The organism is Xanthobacter pseudotagetidis (genome assembly GCF_043194795.2).
Taxonomy (GTDB): domain Bacteria; phylum Pseudomonadota; class Alphaproteobacteria; order Rhizobiales; family Xanthobacteraceae; genus Xanthobacter; species Xanthobacter tagetidis_A.
This window is the reverse complement of the sequence record NZ_CM195534.1, coordinates 3,860,815-3,881,198: the sequence shown is the minus strand read 5'-3', so window position 1 is coordinate 3,881,198 and position 20,384 is coordinate 3,860,815. Positions and strand designations below refer to the sequence as shown.

The 20,384-nt window shown below is 68.0% G+C and carries 16 protein-coding genes; 11 read left to right on the top strand and 5 right to left on the bottom strand.

Going from position 1 to position 20,384, the window contains the following annotated elements; translation table 11 throughout:
• Window positions 1-124: 124 nt before the first annotated feature.
• Window positions 125-1,291, top strand: a complete 1,167-nt coding sequence (locus V5F67_RS17730; RefSeq protein WP_394021641.1) for a mandelate racemase/muconate lactonizing enzyme family protein — start codon at window positions 125-127, stop codon at window positions 1,289-1,291.
• 13 nt (window positions 1,292-1,304) lie between these two features.
• Here the strand turns inward: V5F67_RS17730 and V5F67_RS17725 are convergent, their stop codons facing one another.
• On the bottom strand, window positions 1,305-2,216 hold the full coding sequence (locus tag V5F67_RS17725; RefSeq protein ID WP_394021642.1) for a LysR family transcriptional regulator: 912 nt from the start codon (window positions 2,214-2,216) through the stop codon (window positions 1,305-1,307).
• A 125-nt stretch (window positions 2,217-2,341) separates the two neighbouring features.
• On the opposite strand from V5F67_RS17725, the gene V5F67_RS17720 reads away from it, so the two are divergent.
• Both V5F67_RS17720 and V5F67_RS17715 read left to right on the top strand, forming a co-directional pair.
• Entirely contained in the window at window positions 2,342-3,259 is a 918-nt protein-coding gene (locus V5F67_RS17720) for an SMP-30/gluconolactonase/LRE family protein (RefSeq protein ID WP_394021643.1), read from the top strand.
• A 79-nt stretch (window positions 3,260-3,338) separates the two neighbouring features.
• Window positions 3,339-4,709 carry an NAD-dependent succinate-semialdehyde dehydrogenase gene (locus V5F67_RS17715; RefSeq protein ID WP_394021644.1) on the top strand — a complete coding sequence of 457 codons (1,371 nt, stop codon included), beginning with the start codon at window positions 3,339-3,341 and terminating at the stop codon, window positions 4,707-4,709.
• A gap of 31 nt (window positions 4,710-4,740) precedes the next feature.
• On the opposite strand, the gene V5F67_RS17710 is transcribed toward V5F67_RS17715, so the two are convergent.
• Window positions 4,741-6,690 carry a sigma-54-dependent Fis family transcriptional regulator gene (locus V5F67_RS17710; protein WP_394021645.1) on the bottom strand — a complete coding sequence of 650 codons (1,950 nt, stop codon included), beginning with the start codon at window positions 6,688-6,690 and terminating at the stop codon, window positions 4,741-4,743.
• Between the two features lie 428 nt (window positions 6,691-7,118).
• Here V5F67_RS17710 and V5F67_RS17705 point away from each other — a divergent pair, with 428 nt between their 5' ends.
• The 3 genes from V5F67_RS17705 to V5F67_RS17695 all read left to right on the top strand — a co-directional run bounded on the left by V5F67_RS17705 (window position 7,119) and on the right by V5F67_RS17695 (window position 12,457).
• Window positions 7,119-9,272, top strand: a complete 2,154-nt coding sequence (locus V5F67_RS17705) for a hydantoinase/oxoprolinase family protein (RefSeq protein ID WP_394021646.1) — start codon at window positions 7,119-7,121, stop codon at window positions 9,270-9,272.
• 173 nt (window positions 9,273-9,445) lie between these two features.
• Complete coding sequence (locus V5F67_RS17700) at window positions 9,446-11,776, top strand: hydantoinase B/oxoprolinase family protein (RefSeq protein WP_394021647.1); 2,331 nt, start codon at window positions 9,446-9,448, stop codon at window positions 11,774-11,776.
• Between the two features lie 174 nt (window positions 11,777-11,950).
• Complete coding sequence (locus tag V5F67_RS17695) at window positions 11,951-12,457, top strand: acetone carboxylase subunit gamma (protein WP_394021648.1); 507 nt, start codon at window positions 11,951-11,953, stop codon at window positions 12,455-12,457.
• Between the two features lie 113 nt (window positions 12,458-12,570).
• On the opposite strand, the gene V5F67_RS17690 is transcribed toward V5F67_RS17695, so the two are convergent.
• A complete protein-coding gene (locus tag V5F67_RS17690; protein WP_394021649.1) occupies window positions 12,571-13,146 on the bottom strand; it encodes an ankyrin repeat domain-containing protein in 576 nt (191 codons plus the stop codon).
• A gap of 668 nt (window positions 13,147-13,814) precedes the next feature.
• On the opposite strand from V5F67_RS17690, the gene V5F67_RS17685 reads away from it, so the two are divergent.
• From V5F67_RS17685 to V5F67_RS17665, 5 genes are read left to right on the top strand one after another with little or no spacing between them, the layout of a single operon-like run.
• Entirely contained in the window at window positions 13,815-15,419 is a 1,605-nt protein-coding gene (locus tag V5F67_RS17685; RefSeq protein ID WP_394021650.1) for an ABC transporter substrate-binding protein, read from the top strand.
• 4 nt (window positions 15,420-15,423) lie between these two features.
• The gene (locus tag V5F67_RS17680) at window positions 15,424-16,500 is read left to right on the top strand and encodes an ABC transporter permease (RefSeq protein WP_394021651.1); all 1,077 of its coding nucleotides are present in this window, start codon (window positions 15,424-15,426) and stop codon (window positions 16,498-16,500) included.
• On the top strand, window positions 16,497-17,414 hold the full coding sequence (nikC, locus tag V5F67_RS17675) for a nickel transporter permease (RefSeq protein ID WP_394021652.1): 918 nt from the start codon (window positions 16,497-16,499) through the stop codon (window positions 17,412-17,414). The genes V5F67_RS17680 and nikC overlap by 4 nt, the downstream gene beginning before the upstream one ends.
• Window positions 17,411-18,241 (top strand): ABC transporter ATP-binding protein, encoded by an 831-nt coding sequence (locus tag V5F67_RS17670; protein ID WP_394021653.1) that lies wholly within the window; start codon window positions 17,411-17,413, stop codon window positions 18,239-18,241. The genes nikC and V5F67_RS17670 overlap by 4 nt, the downstream gene beginning before the upstream one ends.
• Entirely contained in the window at window positions 18,238-18,984 is a 747-nt protein-coding gene (locus V5F67_RS17665) for an ABC transporter ATP-binding protein (protein ID WP_394021654.1), read from the top strand. Before V5F67_RS17670 ends, V5F67_RS17665 begins: the two co-directional genes overlap by 4 nt.
• Before the next feature lie 155 nt (window positions 18,985-19,139).
• On the opposite strand, the gene V5F67_RS17660 is transcribed toward V5F67_RS17665, so the two are convergent.
• Together V5F67_RS17660 and V5F67_RS17655 are read right to left on the bottom strand one after the other, a co-directional pair.
• Window positions 19,140-19,772 (bottom strand): FMN-binding negative transcriptional regulator, encoded by a 633-nt coding sequence (locus V5F67_RS17660; RefSeq protein ID WP_394021655.1) that lies wholly within the window; start codon window positions 19,770-19,772, stop codon window positions 19,140-19,142.
• A 77-nt stretch (window positions 19,773-19,849) separates the two neighbouring features.
• Window positions 19,850-20,284: a globin family protein gene (locus tag V5F67_RS17655; protein ID WP_394021656.1), complete on the bottom strand. Its 435-nt coding sequence runs from the start codon at window positions 20,282-20,284 to the stop codon at window positions 19,850-19,852.
• Window positions 20,285-20,384 lie beyond the last annotated feature (100 nt).

The window sequence follows — 20,384 nt, the reverse complement described above, 5'->3', positions numbered from 1 at the left end:
GTTGAGCATGGGTCCGGGCTCGCCGCGGCGCCATGCCGTCTTCGTCTGACGGGCCATAACACATTGATATTTCGAGCCCTCCGAGAAACGAAGTAAAAGTGGGTGCCAATCGAGGACCTGCCCCTTGACCCATGCCTCTGAAACTCCGGCGCGGCCGATCCTTGCGCAGGCGGAAGCCGCAATTCGCCTGGTGCGCATGGACCTGTTTCCGGTCGCCATGCCGCTCGCCCGGCCGATGAAGATGTCCGGCGTCACCATCCGCCATGCGGAGAACCTGTTCGTGCGCCTCGAAGCTGCGGACGGGAGCATCGGCTGGGGCGAGGCGGCGTCCGCGCCGACCATGACCGGCGAAACCCTGTGGGGCATGACGGCCGCGGCCGAACTGATCTGGGACGCCCTCAAGGGATGCGACGCGCGCCTTCTTGGAGAGGCCCTGCGCCGGATCGAGAACGGCATCTACGGCAATCCGAGCGCCAAGTCCGCCGTCGAGATGGCGTTGCTCGACCTGCTCGGAAAGGCGCGCGGCATCAGCGTCGGCGACATCCTGGGCACGCGCTTGCGCGACACGCTCGAACCCATGTGGATGCTGGGAAACGCCACGCCGAAGGCCGATGCCGCCGAGGCGCGCGCGAAGTACGAGAAGGGCTATCGCTTCTTCAAGCTGAAGGTCGGCACCAAGGCCATCGAGAACGACATCGCCGCCGTCCTCGGCGTCCGGGACGCGATCGGGCCGGACGCCAGATTGTGCGCCGATGCCAATGGCGGGCTTTCCCTTGTCGCCGCGCGCCGCCTGATCGAGGAGACCCGGCAGGCCAGGCTGTTCTACCTGGAGCAGCCGCTGCCCGCGCCCGCCCTCGGCGATCTTGCGCAGCTCAACCGGCTCGGCGTCGTGCCCATCGGCATCGACGAGGGCATCCATTCGTCCGCCGACATCGAGGCGCACGCCGCGCGCGGCGCCGCGGCGGGGATCTCCCTCAAGCTGATCAAGCTCGGCGGCATGATCGCGACGCTGGAATGCGCCGCCCGCGCCATCGAGCTGGGGCTCGCCATAAATGTCGCGGCGAAGGTCGCCGAATCCAGTCTCGCGTCCGCCGCGGCGTCGCATGTGGCGGCAGCCATCACGAATTTCGACTGGGGGCTGAGCCTCACCCAGGTCTATCTTGAGCACGATCCGGTCCTGGACTCGCTCCCGTTCGCCGACGGCGCCGTGCCGGTGCCGCGCGGCCCCGGTCTCGGCGTCACCGTCGACGAGGACGCGCTACGGGCCTTTCAGGTCCCCGTCCCCCGCTAGAGCCCGCGCCGCCCTATTTCCTCGCCGCGCTGCGGAACAGGCGCCGACGGTCGAGGTCCGACATGATCTGCGTCACGGCCTCCTTGACGATCTGCGAGGACCGCGACAGCCGGCGCGTGCGCGAATAAGCGAGCGCGAGCCGGCGGAAGAGGCCCTTGGGGCCGATCGAGTGCAGGGTGACGTCTCCGCTCTTGGCGTCATCGTAGAGGATCGAGCGCGGCAGGATGGTGGTGCCGATGCCCTGGCGCACCATCAGGCGGATGGTCTCGATGGAATTGAGCTCGAGCATCACGGTCACCAGCGGCCCCTTGTGGCCGAGCAGGTTGTCGATGATGGTGCGGATGCCCAGCGACATGATGAGCGGCGTGGTGGCGAGCTCGTCGAAGGAGATAGGGCCCTTCTTGCGCAAGCCGCGCGCCGCGACGAACATCATCTCCTCCGACACCAGGTGCTCGATGACCAGGCGCCGCGTCGGCGCCGGCTCGGTCAGCACCGCGAGGTCGAGGCGGCCCTCGTCGAGCCACTCCATCAATTGCTGGCTGTAGGCCTCGCTGATGGTGAGATCGATGCGCGGAAAGTCGGTCCGCAGCGTCGACACCAGGTCGGGCGCGACCTGGGTGCAGATGGTCGGGACGAGGCCGAGGGCCATGCTGCCGCCGGGGCTGCCGGCGGAGCCGCGCACGGCGTCCTTCGCGCGCTGGACCTCGCGCAGGATGGTCCGCGCATGCTCGAACAGCTCCCGCCCCTGATCGGTCAGATGGATGCCGCGGCTCTCGCGGATCAGCAATTGCGCGCCGAGCTCGTCCTCGAGCTGGCGCACCTGCCGGCTGAGCGCCGGCTGCGCCACGTTCAGGTGCTGCGCCGCGCGCGTGATGCTGCCCAGCTCGGCGATCTTGGCGAAATAGTTCAAGGCCCTGAAATCCAAGGAGGTCCCCTCATTGCGCGGCATGGCAAGGCATGCCGAAATTGTATTTAGTATCGCGGCCATATCAGGAATAGGTCTTTCTCCGCAGGCGGTCCACCGATGGACCCTTCGAGCGGAGTTTTTCGATGTTCTTTCTCAATCCGGTGGAGCGGCTGGTTGCCGAGGTTCATTATCAGCTTCCGGACAAGTGGCGGAAGAAGAGCCGGACCGCCTGGTCCGATCCCAACCGCGCCAATGCCGAGGTGGACAGCTTTCTCGAAGGTCCCTCTTTTGATCGCGACGGCAATCTCTACTTCGTGGATATTCCCTTCGGCCGCGTCTTCAAGCTGGCGCCGGACGGAAGCTGCGATCTCGTGTGCCAGTACGACGGCTGGCCGAATGGGTTGAAGATCCACAAGGACGGCCGCATCTTCATCTGCGACTACAAGGCCGGCCTGATCCTGCTCGACGAGAAGCGCGGCGTGGTCGAGCCGCTGCTGGCCTCGCGCAACAGCGAGGCGTGGAAGGGGCTGAACGACCTCGTGTTCGCCGCCGACGGGACGCTCTACTTCACCGACCAGGGCCAGACCGGCATGCACGATCCCACCGGCCGCCTGTTCCGGCTCGACCCGGACGGCAAGCTCGACATGCTGCTGGGCACGATCCCGAGCCCCAACGGCCTCGCGCTCAACATGAAGGAGAACCGCCTGTTCCTCTCGGTCACGCGGCAGAACGCGGTGTGGCGCTGCCCGATCATGACCGACGGGACCATGTCAAAGGTCGGCACCTACATCCAGCTCTCGGGCGGCCACGGCGGGCCGGACGGCATGGCGCTGGACGAGGAGGACGCGGTGATCGTCTGCCAGCTCGGCGTCGGCGTGTGGCGCTTCGATTCCGACGGCATGCCGACCCACCTCATCACCGGGCGCGTGGGCCATCACCTCACCAACGTCTGCTACGGCGGCAAGGACAACAAGACGCTGTTCATCACCGAGGCGGACACCGGCACCATCCTCAAGGTGGACATGCCGGTCGCCGGCAAGACCATGTACTCCCACGCCTGAGCGCGGGCCCGCCCGCCAGGGCGGCGGGCCGCGCCCGCCGCCCCTTCCTCTCCTCTCCCCTCGCGATGAAGCCACACCCATGATCGTCTCCGTCAATCCGTACACCGGCGAGGAAATCGCGCGCTTTCCGGAGCACTCCGAGGCCGAGGTCGACGCTGCGCTCGCCCGGGCGGCGCAGGCCCAGCGGACCTGGCGCACGACCTCGTTCGCCGAGCGCGCCCAGCTCGTGACGGCGATCGGGCGGGTGCTGCGGAGCCGGAAGGCGGCGTTCGGACAGCTCATCACCGCGGAAATGGGCAAGCCGATCGCGGAGGCTGAGGCGGAAGTGGAGAAGTGCGCGCTGAACTGCGACTTCTACGCCGGGCATGCCGCGGCGTTCCTCGAGGATGACGTGATCGCGACCAACGCGACCGACAGCCGCGTGGTGTTCGGTCCGCTCGGCGTGGTGCTCGCGGTGATGCCGTGGAACTATCCGTTCTGGCAGTATTTCCGCTTCGCCGCCCCGGCCTTCATGGCCGGCAACGGCGCGGTGCTGAAGCACGCCAACAACGTGCCCCAGTGCGCCAATGCCATCGCCGACATCGTCGCGGAAGCAGGCGCGCCGGCCGGCCTGCACCAGACCCTGCTCATCCCCTCCTCCAAGGTCGAGCGGCTGATCTTCGACGACCGCATCGCCGCCGTCACGCTCACGGGCTCGACGGAGGTCGGCGCCATCGTCGCCGCCCAGGCGGGCAAGGCGCTGAAGAAGCAGGTGCTGGAGCTGGGCGGCTCCGACCCTTTCATCGTGCTCGCCGATGCCGACGTCGCCGCCGCGGCCGAGGTCGCCGTGAAGGCGCGCTTCATCAATGTGGGCCAGAGCTGCGTCAACGCCAAGCGCTTCATCGTCGAGGACGCGGTGGCGGACGCGTTCGTCGACGCCTTCTGCGCCAATGTGGCGAAGCTGAAGATCGGCGATCCCATGGAGCCCGGCACGAACATCGGGCCCATGGCGCGCGCCGACTTGCGGGCGACGCTGCACGACCAGGTCCAGCGCTCCGTTGCGGCGGGGGCGACCCTGCGCGCCGGTGGCGCGTTCGTCGGTGGTCCCGGCTTCGTGTATGCGCCGACCATCCTCGATCATGTGACGCCGGAGATGGCGGCGTTCAACGAGGAGACGTTCGGCCCCGCGGCGGCGATCATCCGCGTCCCGTCACCCGAGGCGGCGATCGCGCGCGCCAACGACACCGAGTTCGGGCTCGGCGCCGCGCTCTGGAGCCGCGACACGCAGAAGGCGGCGGCATATGCGCGCCAGATCGATGCCGGCGCCGTCTTCATCAATGGCATGGTGGCGTCCGATCCGCGGCTTCCGTTCGGCGGCATCAAGCGGTCCGGGTATGGCCGGGAGCTCGGCTCCTACGGCATCCGCGAGTTCACGAACGCCAAGACCGTCTGGACCGGCCCCGCACGGTGAGCGGGCGCGGCACGCCATAGGCGGGCAGGACTCAGGCGTCCTCGCCCCTGAACGGCGCATCGCCCAGCCCCGGAATCGGGCCGCGCCGCAGTTCGGCGACCCGCAGGTAGAGCGTGGAGCGGGCGATGCCAAGGCGCTTGGCCGCCTTCGACAGGTTGCCGCCACAGGCCTCGATGGCGGCGCTGATGGCGGCCAGCTCCAGGGCCTTCAGATCACCCGAGGCCGCAAGGGCGGCGGGCTGGCCGCGGTCACGGATTTCCGGCGGCAGATCGGCGACATCGACGACGTGGCCATCCAGCATGGTCAGGAGCATGTCGGCCATGTTGCGCAGCTCGCGCACATTGCCGGGCCAGTCGTAGGCCCCCAGGGCGTCGGTGGCGGCATCGGTGAAGCGCGGCGCCGGCCGGCCCATGCGCCGGGCCGCGCCCCGCACGAAATGATCCAGCAGCAGCAGGGCATCCTCGCCCCGCTCGCGCAGCGGCGGAATGCGCAGGCGCAGGGCGGCGATGCGATAGAACAGATCCTTGCGGAAGCGCCCCGCCGCCACCTCGCCGGAAAGGTCGCGGTTGGTCATCGAGACGAGGCTCAGGCCCACCCGCCGCCCCGTGTGGCCGCCGACGCGGTAGACCACGCCGTCCTCCAGCACGCGCAGCAGATAGGATTGCAGCTCCAGCGGCATCTCGCCGATCTCGTCGAGGCAGAGCAGGCCGCCGTCCGCCGCCTCCACCTTGCCCGGCTTGCCGGTGGCGTCGGCGCCGGTGAAGGCGCCCTTCTCGTAGCCGAACAGCTCGCTGGCGATGAGATCGCGCGGCAGGCCGCCGCAATTGAGCGGCACGAAAGGTCCGGCGGGCGCGCGCACGCCGTGGATGGCGCGGGCGAACACCTCCTTGCCGACGCCGGTCTCGCCCTCCAGCAGGATGGGCAGGCCGCTCTCGGCCATGCGGCGGGCCTTGGCCTTCACCTCCTCCATCACCGGGCTGCTGCCGATGATGGCGTCGAAGCCGAGCGGCTCCAGCTCCCGGCCGGGATCGCGCGGGGCGGCCTCGCGCTGGGCAGGCCTGGGCCGGCGGGGGGCGTGGAGCACCACCACGCCGCCGATCTCCTCGCCGTCCTCGCGCACGATCTCGACGCTGGCGCCGGGCAGAAGCTCGGCGATGCGCGCCGCCCAGGCGTCCGGCGTCGCGTCCTTGAGCGCCGCGAGGCGGCCGTCGGCGATCAGGCGGTCGCTGCGCCGCGCCACCTCCTTCAGCGCCCGGTCGGTGGAATAGATCAGCGCGCCGGAGCGGCCGAAGGCGAGGATCTCCTCGGTGAGCCAGAGCGAGCGCTTGGAGAGGAAATGGCGCAGCACCTGCTCGTGCTCCATCTCCATGCGCCGGCCCAGCACCGCCTCGATCTGGTGGGCGAGGGCCACCGCGTGGGCGAGGTTCTGCGGGTTGAAGGTGTCGGTGGAGCCGGAAATGTCCACCGCGCCGATGATCTCCCCATCGAACGGGTGGCGCACGGGGGCCGCCGCGCAGGTCCAGCGCTGGACGGGGGCGCAGAAATGCTCGGCGGCATGAATCTGCACCGGGCGCCCGCAGGCGAGCGCGGTGCCGATGGCGTTGGTGCCGATCTCCGCCTCGCACCACAGGCCGCCCTGCTGGAGCTTCACCTCCTGCCCGGTATCGAGGGCGCGGGCATCGCCCTCCGCCTCCAGGATGGCGCCGTCGGGGTCCGAGAGGATCAGCATGGACCGGGCGTCGGAGAGAAGGTGGCGCGCCTCCTCCATGGCCGGGCGTGCGGCGGTGACGAGGCGGTTGTTCTGCCGGCGGCGCCGAAACAGCTCCGCGTCGCTCATGAGGGGAGCGGCCGCGCGGTCGGCGGTGATGAGATGGAGGCGGGAGCGCTGCCAGGACGCCATCACCGCCGGGCGGATGACGGCGGAGGCGGCGCCGTCCTGGTGAAACTGCTCCCAGGCGCGCGCGATCTCGCGATGTGGCACCAGCTCTGCCCTCCGGGCCGGGCGGCGCGGCGTCCCCGTTTCAGCGCCGCCTGAGCCATTGGCCGGCGGGTCAGCCCGGCCGGTGGCCGAAGCGCCCGCAGGCGGGTTCACTCCCTGAAATGCCGCGTTCTGACCGCCGACATCGAGGCCGGCGGCGGCGGCTTTGGCGGCAGGATACGCGCAAGCCCGCCTCCCTTGCAAGTGGCGCGGGCCTCAGCGCGCCAGTCGTTTGCCTGAAATGACCGGCTGCAGACAACAAGTGTCCGGAAATCGGACAGTTCAAAACTGAATTATTACATGTCGCAATGCACAAACATTCGGAGAATCATTGAATTTATACAGTGGAACGCGACTGGCACGCATCCTGCCCCTCTTGCTGCGAGCCGGCACCGAAAAGCCAAGGCCGGCAAGACAGGGAGGAAACGAGCGTGAACGTTCCCGTGGGAAATCTGCGCAGCGTCCAGGTGCTCGGCATCGATGCCGGCGGCACCATGACGGATACCTTCTTCGTGGACCAGGACGGCGACTTCGTCGTCGGCAAGGCCCAGTCCACGCCGCAGAACGAGGCCCTCGGCCTCATCGCCTCGTCCGAGGACGGGCTCGCCAACTGGGGCATGTCGCTCCACGAGGCGCTCGCCCAGCTCCAGACCGGCGTCTATTCCGGCACCGCGATGCTCAATCGCGTGGTCCAGCGCAAGGGGCTGCGCTGCGGCCTCATCGTCAACCGCGGCATGGAGGACTTCCACCGCATGGGCCGGGCGGTGCAGAGCCACCTCGGCTACGCCTATGAGGACCGCATCCACCTCAACACCCACCGCTACGACCCGCCGCTCGTCCCGCGCCAGCTGACCCGTGGCGTCGTCGAGCGCACGGACATGATGGGGACGCAGGTGATCCCGCTGCGCGAGGCGAGCGCCCGCGAGGCGGCCCGCGAGCTGATCGCCTCCGACGTGGAGGGCATCGTCATCTCGCTGCTCCACTCCTACAAGAACCCGGTCAACGAGCGCCGCGTGCGCGACATCGTGATCGAGGAGGTGGAGAAGAGCGGCAAGACCATCCCGGTCTTCGCCTCCGCCGATTACTATCCGGTGCGCAAGGAAACCCACCGCACCAACACCACCATCCTCGAAGGCTACGCCGCCGAGCCCTCGCGCCAGACGCTCTCCAAGATCTCCAACGCCTTCAAGGAGCGCGGCACCAAGTTCGACTTCCGCGTGATGGCGACCCATGGCGGCACCATCTCCTGGAAGGCGAAGGAGCTGGCCCGCACTATCGTCTCCGGCCCCATCGGCGGGGTGATCGGCGCGAAGTATCTGGGCGAGGTGCTGGGCTACAAGAACATCGCCTGCTCGGACATCGGCGGCACCTCGTTCGACGTGGCCCTCATCACCCAGGGCGAGATGACCATCAAGAACGACCCGGACATGGCCCGGCTGGTGCTGTCGCTGCCGCTGGTGGCGATGGATTCCGTGGGCGCCGGCGCGGGCTCGTTCATCCGCCTCGATCCCTACACGAAGGCCATCAAGCTCGGTCCCGACTCCGCCGGCTACCGGGTGGGCGTGTGCTGGAAGGACAGCGGCATCGAGACGGTGACCATCTCCGACTGCCACATGGTGCTCGGCTATCTGAACCCCGACAACTTCCTCGGCGGCGCGGTGAAGCTCGACCGGCAGCGCTCGGTGGATGCCATCAAGGTGCAGATCGCCGACAAGCTCGGCCTGTCGGTGGAGGATGCGGCGGCGGGCATCATCGAGCTCCTGGACAGCGACCTGCGCGACTACCTGCGCTCCATGATCTCCGGCAAGGGCTACTCGCCGGCGAGCTTCGTGTGCTTCTCCTACGGCGGCGCCGGGCCGGTGCACACCTATGGCTATACGGAAGGCCTCGGCTTCGAGGACGTGATCGTGCCCGCCTGGGCAGCCGGCTTCTCCGCCTTCGGCTGCGCGGCGGCGGACTTCGAGTATCGCTACGACAAGTCCCTCGACATCAACATGCCGCCGGACGCTCCGGAGGCGGACAAGGTCAAGGCGGCTGAGACCCTTCAGGCGGCGTGGGAGGAACTCACCCGCAACGTGCTGGAGGAGTTCAAGCTGAACGGCTACTCGGCCGACCAGGTGACGCTCCAGCCCGGCTACCGCATGCAGTATCGCGGGCAGCTCAACGACCTGGAGATCGAGAGCCCCATCGCCACCGCCGGCACCGCCGGCGACTGGGACCAGCTCACCGACGCGTTCAACGCCACCTATGGCCGTGTCTATGCGGCGTCCGCCCGCTCGCCGGAGCTGGGATACTCGGTCACGGGCGCCATCATGCGCGGCATGGTGCCGATCCCGAAGCCCCGCATCCCCAAGGAGCCGGAAGAGGGCGAGACCCCGCCGGAGGACGCGAAGATCGGCACCCGCAAGTTCTACCGCAAGAAGACGTGGGTGGACGCGCAGCTCTACAAGATGGAGGCGCTGCGTCCCGGAAACCGCGTCATGGGCCCCGCCATCATCGAATCCGACGCCACCACCTTCGTGGTGCCCGACGGCTTCGAGACCTGGCTCGACGGCCACCGGCTGTTCCACCTGAAGGAGGTGTGAGGGGCGGGGACGGACCTTTTCCGGCCCGCGGGACCGACCGCCCTCAGGGTGAGCGCCACAGCTCCCTCTCCCGCAAGCGGGAGAGGGCTTTCGACAGCGCTTGTCAGGCCGCCACGGCTTTCGAAGCCAGGGCCTGCCGGCACCGAGGAAACAAACCCAAAGGAATCAAACCCATGAACGTCAACGTCAAGCAAGCCAGCCTTGAGGGCGCCACCCGCGGCATCGTCCGCGGCGGCGAGACGCTCAAAGAGCATCGCGACCGCCTCATGGCGGCCACCAAGGCCACCGGGCACTATGCCGGCCTGAAGACGCTCGATCTGCGCGAGAGCGAGCCCATCCTCTACAACAAGCTGTTCTCGCGCCTGCGCGCCGGCGTGGTGGATGCCCGCGAGACCGCCAAGAAGATCGCCGCCTCGCCCATCGTGGAGCAGGAGGGCGAGCTGTGCTTCACCCTCTACAATGCGGCGGGCGACAGCCTGCTCACCTCCACCGGCATCATCATCCATGTGGGCACCATGGGTGCCGCCATCAAATACATGATCGAGAACAATTGGGAGGCCAATCCGGGCGTCAAGGACAAGGACATCTTCTGCAACAACGACTCGCTGATCGGGAACGTCCATCCCTGCGACATCCACACCATCGTGCCCATCTTCTGGGAAGGCGAGCTGATCGGCTGGGTGGGCGGCGTCACCCACGTCATCGACACCGGCGCGGTGGGGCCGGGCTCCATGGCCACCGGACAGGTGCAGCGCTTCGGCGACGGCTATTCCATCACCTGCCGCAAGGTGGGCGAGAACGACACGCTGTTCCGCGACTGGCTGCACGAGAGCCAGCGCATGGTGCGCACCACCCGCTACTGGATGCTGGACGAGCGCACCCGCATCGCCGGCTGCCACATGATCCGCAAGCTGGTGGAGGAGGTGGTCGCGGAAGAGGGCATCGAGGCCTACTGGAAGTTCGCCTACGAGGCGGTGGAGCATGGCCGGCTGGGCCTCCAGGCCCGCATCAAGGCCATGACCATCCCCGGCACCTACCGGCAGGTGGGCTTCGTGGATGTGCCCTACGCCCATGAGGACGTGCGGGTGCCGTCCGACTTCGCCAAGCTCGACACCATCATGCACGCCCCCTGCGAGATGACCATCCGCAAGGACGGCACCTGGCGGCTCGACTTCGAAGGCTCCAGCCGCTGGGGCTGGCACACCTACAATGCCCACCAGGTGAGCTTCACCTCGGGCATCTGGGTGATGATGACCCAGACCCTCATCCCTTCCGAGATGATCAATGACGGCGCCGCCTACGGCACCGAGTTCCGCCTGCCCAAGGGCACCTGGATGAACCCGGACGACCGCCGCGTCGCCTTCTCCTATTCGTGGCACTTCCTGGTCTCGGCCTGGACGGCGCTATGGCGCGGCCTGTCGCGCTCCTATTTCGGCCGCGGCTATCTGGAGGAGGTGAACGCGGGCAACGCCAACACCTCCAACTGGCTCCAGGGCGGCGGCTTCAACCAGTACGACGAGATCCACGCCGTGAACTCGTTCGAGTGCGCCGCCAACGGCACGGGCGCCACCGCGGTGCAGGACGGCCTTTCCCACGCCGCCGCCATCTGGAATCCGGAAGGCGACATGGGCGACATGGAGATCTGGGAGCTGGCCGAGCCCCTCGTCTATCTCGGCCGGCAGATCAAGGCTTCCTCGGGCGGCTCCGGCAAGTATCGCGGCGGCTGCGGCTTCGAGAGCCTGCGCATGGTCTGGAACGCCAAGGACTGGACCATGTTCTTCATGGGCAACGGCCACATCTCCTCCGACTGGGGGCTGATGGGCGGCTATCCGGCGGCCTCCGGCTATCGCTTCGCCGCCCACAAGACCGGGCTGAAGGAGCTGATCGCCTCCGGCGCCGACATCCCGCTCGGCGGCGACACCGACCCGGAGAACCCCACCTGGGATGCGATGCTGCCCAAGGCGCAGATCAAGCGCGACAAGCAGGCCATCACCACCGAGGAGATGTTCTCCGACTACGACCTCTACCTCAACTACATGCGCGGCGGCCCCGGCTTCGGCGATCCGCTCGACCGCGAGCCGCAGGCGGTGGCCGACGACATCAACGGCGGCTACGTGCTGGAGCGCCTCGCCGGCGACGTCTACGGCGTGTTGGTGAGGAAGGGGCCGGACGGCCTCGTCACGGTGGACGAGGCGGCGACCAAGGCGGTGCGGGCGCAGATCCGCAAGGACCGCATCGCCAAGTCCGTCCCGACCCGCGAGTGGATGAAAAGCGAGCGCGAGAAGATCCTCGCCAAGGACGCGGGCACCCAGGTGCGCCAGATGTTCGCCGCCTCCTTCAAGCTGGGGCCGAGGTTCGAGCAGCAGTTCCGCAGCTTCTGGGACCTGCCCGAGAGCTGGGTTCTGACCGAGGAGGAGATCGGCGTGCCCACCTACGGCTCGCGCTACTCCATGGACATCTCCGAGCTGCCGGACGTGACCACTGTGCAGTTCGTGGAGGAGTGAGGCAGGCGCGCGCTCATCTGCACCACCGTCATGGCCGGGCTTGACCCGGCCATCCACCCCGGGCGGCCAGGTGCATCGCTTTCCAAGAGCGAGCAGGCGGCGGCACGTGGATGCCCGGGTCAAGCCCGGGCATGACGAAATCCGGAAAATCCCAGAACCAATCAGGAGGAAACCATGTCCTATACCCGCGCCAAGATCGTCGATCTCGTCGAAGGCAAGATCGATCCCGACACGCTGCACCAGATGCTCTCCACGCCGAAGGACCCGGAGCGCTTCGTCACCTACGTGGAGATCCTGCAGGAGCGCGTGCCGTGGGATGACAAGATCATCCTGCCGCTCGGCCCGAAGCTCTTCATCGTGCAGCAGAAGGTCTCGAAGAAGTGGACCGTGCGCTGCGAATGCGGCCACGACTTCTGCGACTGGAAGGACAATTGGAAGCTCCATGCCCGCGTCCATGTCCGCGACACGCCGCAGAAGATGGAGGAGATCTATCCCCGCCTCATGGCGCCGACGCCCACCTGGCAGGTGATCCGGGAATATTTCTGCCCCGAGTGCGGCACGCTCCACGACGTGGAGGCGCCCACCCCCTGGTATCCGGTGATCCACGACTTCGAGCCGGACATCGACGCCTTCTACACCGAATGGCTCGGCCTGCCGGTGCCGGAACGCGCGGCGGCGTAAGGCAAGCCGCGCCGGGCCGGGGCCTCGAAAGGGGCGCCCGGCCCATCGCCCGCTCCCGGCTCGGGAGCTGGAATCACGACACGCCCCCATGCGCCGATCCATGGGGCCGCTGCCTAGCGCCCCGGCGCCTCGACCGCTTCCGCTTCCGGCATGGGGCGCGGCGGCTTGCCGGCGATCCAGTGCTCCAGAACCGCGATGGCGCGGCGCGCATCCATGGTGCGCGCGAGGTCGAGGGTCGTCATGCCGCCGGCGTCGCGCTCGCCCGGATCGGCGCCGTAGATCAGGAGCAGGCTGGCGATTTCCGCGCGGTCGAACATCGCGGCCGTCATGAGCGCCGTCCGCCCGCCGGGCACAGGCGCCGCATTGCGCGCCCCATAGACGACGAGATGCTTGGCGATGGCTAGGTTGCCGGTGAAGGCGACCGCCGCCAGAGGCGTCTGCTGGCGATCGTTCGCAAGGTTGGGGTCGGCGCCATGGGCGAGCAGCGTCAGCACTGCCGGCTCGTTGCCGTTGTAGGCCGCCAGCATCAGCAGCCCGTCGCCCTTGTCGTTGCGCAGATTGCAGGGGAGGCCCCGGTCCAGCAGCTGCGCGAGCACGGCGGCATCCCCGGAGCGCGCCAGGTCGAAGACCTGCGCTGCATAGGCGACGACCTCGTCGTCGATCGCATCGGCAGTGAGCTGCGGTTCCATCGGCGCTTCCCTTGTCCGGTATGGGCCGATCCGCGTCGGCCACCTCGGCGCCCCGGGCATCGGGCGCGGAGCAGTGTGGGCAAAACTCGAAAATAAATCTACTATTTTAGAGCTTATACCCATTCCATGCCGCAGAACCCCTGTCCTCGGCAGCGCGGGCACCGAGGGGCCCTTCACGGGCATGTAGATTTTTTAGTCTGATTTTCACGTCAGCGATATGCGCGGAATGCCAGTCTGCGCCTTTTAAAATCACATTCAGAGCCCGGTGCCTATCCTTTAGCCGATTCGGCCGTTTTGAAGGGGTCGCGCTGCGGGCGACAGGGTTTGCGCATTTTGAAAATGCTGTAACTTTATAGTCATTCATCTCGCCTTTGGGGATCGTCGGCCTGTCGGCCCGGTGTCCGGAGCGCGAGCCTTCGACCGGGAGGTGGCACGGGAAGACTGCATTGAAACGGACCGCCTCCACGCCGCTTCCGACAGGCGGCGTGGCGCCGCGCAGGCTCAGGCCTGCGGGCACGGCACGGAAGGCCGAGCGCCGGCCTCCCCAACTTCAAACCAGGCATGCCGGAGCAGCCGGTGGCCGATCTCAGCCGGGTGCCCGAGCCGGAACGGACTCGGGGCGCCGTTGCGTCCAACGAGAAACCACCTTTCCAGAAAGGGTTGAACACATGATTCACGCTCGACATCTGGGACGCATTCTCGTGGGGGCAATGCTTGCCGCGTCCCTTGCGTCCCCGCTGCCCGCCAGAGCGGCCACACCGCCCGACACGGTCGTGCTCGCCATGGCGCTGGACGACATCATCAGCCTCGATCCCGCGCTCGCGCTCGAGATCACGTCCGGCGAGATCATGGGCAACACCTATGACCGCCTCGTGCGGTATTCCATCGGTGATCCCAACAAGATCATCGGCGACGTCGCGGAGAGCTGGACCGTCGGGCCGGACGGCAAGACCTTTACCTTCAAGATCAAGCCCGGCCTCAAGTTCGCCTCCGGCAATCCGCTCACCGCCGAGGACGTCGCCTTCTCCTTCGAGCGCACCGTGAAGCTCGGTCGCAACCCGGCCTTCCTCATCACCCAGCTCGGCCTCACCCCGGACAACGTGGCCGAGAGCGCCAAGGCGATGCCGGACGGAACGTTTCGGCTGGTGACCGACAAGGTCTACGCCCCGAGCTTCGTGCTCAACAGCCTCACGGTGAACTGCGCTTCCGTGGTGGACAAGAAGCTGGTGCTGGCGAACCAGAAGAACAACGATTTCGGCCTCGACTGGATGAAGACCAACTATGCCGGCTCCGGCCCCATGAAGCTGCGCGAGTGGCGCGCCGGCGAGGTGGTCGTGCTGGAGCGCAACGACAAGTACTACGGCGAGAAGTCGAAGCCCGCGCGCGTGATCTACCGCAACGTGAAGGAGAGCGCGACCCAGCGCCTGATGCTCGAGGCCGGCGACGTCGACATCGCCCGCAACCTGGAGCCCGGCGATCTGGAGGCGATCGCCAAGGACGCCAAGCTCAAGATCAAGAGCGAGGTCAACGGCACGCTTTATTATATCAGCCTCAACATGCGCAATCCGATCCTCGCCAAGCCCGAGGTCCGGGAAGCGATGAAGTATCTCGTGGACTACGACGCCATCGCCGCCACCCTCATCAAGGGCATCGGCGTCATCCACCAGGACTTCCTGCCCATGGGCCTGCCCGGCGCCACCGGCAACAAGCCCTTCAAGCTGGACGTGGAGAAGGCGCGGGAGCTGCTCGCCAAGGCCGGCCACCCCGAAGGCTTCGCCCTGACCTTCGACGTGCGCAACACCCAGCCGGTGACGGGCATCGCCGAATCCTTCCAGCAGGCGGCCGCAAAGGCCGGAATCAAGATCGACATCATTCCCGGCGACGGCAAGCAGACGCTGTCCAAGTACCGGGCCCGCAAGCATGATCTCTATATCGGCGAGTGGAGCCTGAAGTACTGGGACCCCCACTCCAATGCCGACGCCTTCGCGAGCAATCCCGATCCGAGCGAGAACACGCGCTACAAGAACCTGACCTGGCGCAATGCCTGGGACAACCAGGAGGTCACGGCGCTGACCGCGGCGGCGCTCAGGGAGACCAACCCGCAGACGCGCGTGGAGATGTACGGCAAGATCCTGAAGACGTTCCAGGAGGACAGCCCGTTCATCATGCTCTACCAGATGCAGGAAACGGCGGCGCTGCGGAAGAACGTCGACAATTTCATCCTCGGCCCGGTGCCGTACACCAACTTCGTCTATCTCGTGACCAAGAGCTGATCCGATGCGGGATGCTCTCTTGCGCATGGTCTCGCGCGAGGGCAAGGCCGGGCACCTCGGTGCCCGGCTCTTCGCCCTGTGCCTTGCGGCGGCCAGGATGCTGCTGGTGGTGGCGACCACCTTCCTCGGCCTCCTGGCCGTCACCTTCTTCATCGGCCGGGTGATCCCGGTCGATCCGGTCCTGTTCATCGCCGGCGACAACGCATCGAGCGAGGTGATGGAGCGCATTCGCGAGGACATGGGCTTCAACAAGTCGCTGGCCGAGCAGTTCGTCATCTATGTCCGCCACGCGGCGAGCGGCGATCTCGGCGAATCCATCCTCACCAACCGCCAGGTCGTCGACGACATCAAGCGGGTGTTTCCGGCCACCATCGAACTCGCCACCCTGGCGACGCTGATCGGGGCGCTGGTCGGCATTCCGCTCGGCGTCATCGGCGCCGTGAATGCCGGGCGCCTGCCGGACCAGATCGTGCGCGTGGTGGCGCTCATCGGCCATTCGGTGCCCATCTTCTGGCTCGGGCTGCTCGGCCTGCTGGTGTTCTATGCCCAGCTCGGCTGGGTGGCGGGTCCGGGCCGGGTCAACGTGGCGTTCGAATACACCTTCCAGCCGATCACCGGCTTCTACGTGGTGGATGCCATCATGCAGGGAGACTGGGCCGCTTTGCGTTCCATCCTCTCCCACATGATCCTGCCGGCCTCCCTGCTCGGCTATTACTCCATGGCCTACATCTGCCGCATGACGCGCAGCTTCATGCTGAGCGAGCTGGAGCAGGAATACGTGATCGCCGCCCGCGCCAAGGGCCTGTCGGAGCGGCGCATCGTCTGGGGGCATGCCCTGCGCAGCGCCGCGGTGCCGCTGGTGACGGTGATCGCGCTCTCCTACGCGGTGCTGCTGGAGGGCGCGGTGCTCACGGAGACGGTGTTCTCCTGGCCCGGCCTCGGCCTCTACATCACCAACTCGCTCCAGGCGGCGGACATGAACGCGGTGCTCGGCGGCACGCTCGTCGTCGGTGTCGTGTTCGTGGGCATCAACCTGCTCTCCGATCTGCTCTACAGGTCGCTGGATCCGAGGACGAAATGAGCGACGTGATTGAAGTCTTGCGGCTGCGGCCGCCAGCCGAGCCCGTGGAATCCCGCCTCAAGGCGCGCCTGAAGCGGGCGGGGGAGACCTGGCACAGCTTTGCGCGCAACCGCCTCGCGCTCGCGGGCCTCGTCATCATCGGCCTGCTGGTGGTCCTGGCGCTCTTCGCCGGGGTGCTCGCGCCCTATTCGCCCTATTCGGGCGACCTTCAGACATCGCGCCTGCTCCCGCCCGGCATGGCCCACTGGATGGGCACCGACGACCAGGGCCGCGACATCCTTTCCCGCATCATCTACGGGTCGCGGGTGACGCTGAGCGTGGTGGTGCTCGTCGCCGTCATCGCGGCGCCGCTCGGCCTGCTGGTGGGCACGGTCGCGGGCTATGCAGGCGGCATCGTCGATGGCGCGCTGATGCGCATCACCGACATCTTCCTCGCCTTCCCGAAGCTGGTGCTGGCGCTGGCGCTGACGGCGGCCCTGGGGCCGGGGATCGAGAATGCGATCATCGCCATCGCGCTCACCTCCTGGCCGCCTTACGCCCGCATCGCCCGCGCCGAGACGCTGACGGTGCGCCGCTCGGACTACATCGCGGCGGTCGAGCTCATGGGCGCCTCGCGCTGGCGCATCGTCACGCGGCACATCATGCCCATGTGCATCTCCTCGGTGATCGTGCGGGTGACGCTGGACATGTCGGGCATCATCCTCACCGCCGCGGGCCTCGGCTTCCTCGGCCTCGGCGCGCAGCCGCCGATCCCGGAATGGGGCGCCATGATCGCCGGCGGCCGGCGGTTCATCCTCGACCAGTGGTGGGTCGCCGCCATGCCGGGCTTCGCCATCCTCGTCGTCAGCCTCGGCTTCAACCTGGTGGGCGACGGCCTGCGCGATGCCCTCGATCCCAAGGGAAGCCCGCGATGAGCGACCTTCTGACCGTCGAGGACCTGAAGGTGAGCTTCACGTCCCGCGCCGGAGTGAACGCCGCCGTGCGCGGCGTCTCGTTCACCCTCGGCCGTGAGCGGCTCGGCATCGTCGGCGAATCCGGCTCCGGCAAGTCGCAGACGGGGCGCGCCATCATGGGGCTGACGCCGCCGCACGCGAGCGTCACCGCCGGGAAGCTGGAGTTCGACGGCATCGACCTCATGGCCTGCCCGCCGGCCCTGCGCCGCTCGCTGCGCGGCAGCCGCCTCGCCATGATCCTCCAGGACCCGAAATACTCGCTGAACCCGGTGATGACCATCGGCCGGCAGATCGTCGAGGTGCTGCGCGTCCATGAGCGCCTGCCGGCGCGCGCGGCGCGCGAGCGCGCGCTGGACATGCTGGAGGCGGTCCAGATCCGCGATCCGGGGCGCGTTTTCGATCTCTATCCGCACGAGGTCTCCGGCGGCATGGGGCAGCGCGCCATGATCGCCATGATGCTGGTGGCGGGCCCGCAACTTCTGATTGCGGACGAGCCCACCTCGGCGCTCGACGTGACCGTGCAGCTGGAGGTGCTCGCCATCCTCGACAAGCTGGTGTCGGGGCGTGGCATGGGCCTGATCTTCATCTCCCACGATCTGCGTCTCGTCTCCTCGTTCTGCGACCGCGTTCTGGTGATGTATGCGGGGCGGGTGGTGGAGGAGATCCGAGGCGGGCGGCTCGAGCAGGCGGTCCATCCCTACACGCGCGGGCTCATCAGCTGCGCGCCGCGGATCGGCGGGCCGCGTCCGCTGCCGGTGCTCGATCGCAATGCGGGATGGGTGGCATGAAGCACGCAATCGAGATCCGCGACCTGAGCGTGGTGTATGACGGGTTCAAGGCGCTGAAGTCGGTGAGCCTCGCGGTGGAGCCGGGCGAGTCCTTCGGCCTCGTGGGCGAATCCGGCTCGGGCAAGTCCACGCTGCTGCGCGCCATCGCCGGCCTCGCGCCGGTCGCGGGCGGAACCATCCTGCTCAAGCATCACTATCTCGCCGGCCGGCGCGACAAGGCCACCCTGCGCGACGTGCAGATGGTATTCCAAGACCCCTACGGCTCGCTGCACCCACGCCAGACGGTGGACCGGGCGCTTTCGGAGCCGCTGGTGATCCACGGCATCGACAATGCCGAGGTCCGCATCCGCCGCGCGCTCGACGAGGTCGGGCTCGGCCAGGGATTCCGGTTCCGCTATCCGCACCAGCTCTCGGGCGGCCAGCGCCAGCGGGTCGCCATCGCGCGGGCGCTGATCCTGGAGCCGTCCATCCTGCTGCTGGACGAGCCCACCTCGGCGCTCGACGCCTCGGTGCAGGCCGAGGTCCTGAACCTCCTCGATCAGGTGCGCGAGGATCGCCGGCTGACCTTCCTGATGGTCAGCCATGATCTGGCCGTGGTCACCCACATGTGCGACCGCCTGATGGTGATGCACAACGGCGCCGAGGTGGAGACGCTCTCCCGCGCGCAGCTCGCCGCGCGCACGGTGAGCGCCGCCTATACCGCAAGGCTCCTGGCCGCCAGCGAGGGCTTCCGCCGCGCCTGAACCCCGGCGGTCCGGTCCCCGGGGGGCGCCCGCTCGGCGCCCTGCGCACGCGAAAAAAGGCCCGCGCGGCTTGCGCCACGCGGGCCAGTCGAAGGGGGGTTGCATAGTCCAGACCGCCCCCTTTCTCGTCCCGCCGGCCGGACCGGCCGAACCGCTCACTCGGGCGCGGGCATCGGCATGGGCACATAGGCATCCATCAGCGCCGCCACGCCTTTCGCCTGCAGGTCGCCCTTCGCGAGGCCGGCGCGCACGCCCTCGCGGTCCTCGGCGCCGTTGTGCTGGGCAAGCCGGAAGATGGTCCTCACCGCGCTGACCTCGATGCGGAAGCCGATGATGGCCGGCAGCAGGCGCTCCAGGTAGGCGTCGACGTCGCGCACGTTCCAGCCGCTGCCGGCCGGCTCCATCTCGTCGCAGCTGCGCACGATCAGCTGCTTGAGCGCGTCGTGCTCCGCGATCGGCCGCAAGGTCCCGGTGAACACCGCCGCGGCATAGAACCAGGTCGGCGCGCGCGGGCTGGTGGTGTACCAGGACGGAGACCCATAGGTGCTCGGCGACACGAAGGAGACCACCACCTGCGGCTCGTCCTGCAGGATGTCGCATTGCGTGTTCTTGCGCGCGAAATGGCTCAGCAGCACGAAGCGGCCGTCGGCATCGCGCTCGATGAGGAACGGAACATGGCTCACCTCCGGCTGCGGCGCGGCGGTGACCATGGTCCCGAACGGGAACTGCCGCACCAGCCGCAAGGCGGCTTCATCCTCGTCCAAGCGGAAATACTCGGGAATGTACATGTCGGGTCCTCGGCTGGCCGGCGCCCACGGGAACGATGACCGGCGCCGCCCGAGCCCGGGCCGGCGCCGCGCGCGCCTCACGCGGTCGCGCCCGCCTTCGCCGCGGCCTCGGCGGCCGCGTTCTGCATGACGCCGGCGACCGCCATGTAGGTCTCGGTCCAAGCCGCCTCCAGCTCCGGCGTCCAGGCATCGCCCAGGCCGCGCGCCAGCGTGTGCAGCAGCGCCGCGCCCACGGGCGCGTAATGGGCGTCCGTCACGCCGTAGGCCACGTGGCGGGCGCCGAGATCCTTCACCGCGGGCAGCACCTGGTCGAGCTGGTGCAGGTTGCGCACGGCCACGCCGAGCATGCGCATCAGCTTGCTCTTCTGCTCGCGCATGTCCTCGGGGAACAGGGGACGCAGCTCCGGCGCGATCTCGAACAGGCGGGCGTAGAACATGTCCGCCGCCGCGTCGGCGATCGGCGCGACGCTCTCGAAGCTGTGCTGCACGAGCTTGACCTGATCCGGTGTCATCTCAAGATCCTCCGTGAATTCTGGACGGTGGCCCGGAGCGCGCGGCCATCCGGCCGCGCCCGTGACGGCATGGCGCGGGTGCGCTCCCCTCAACGCGTCG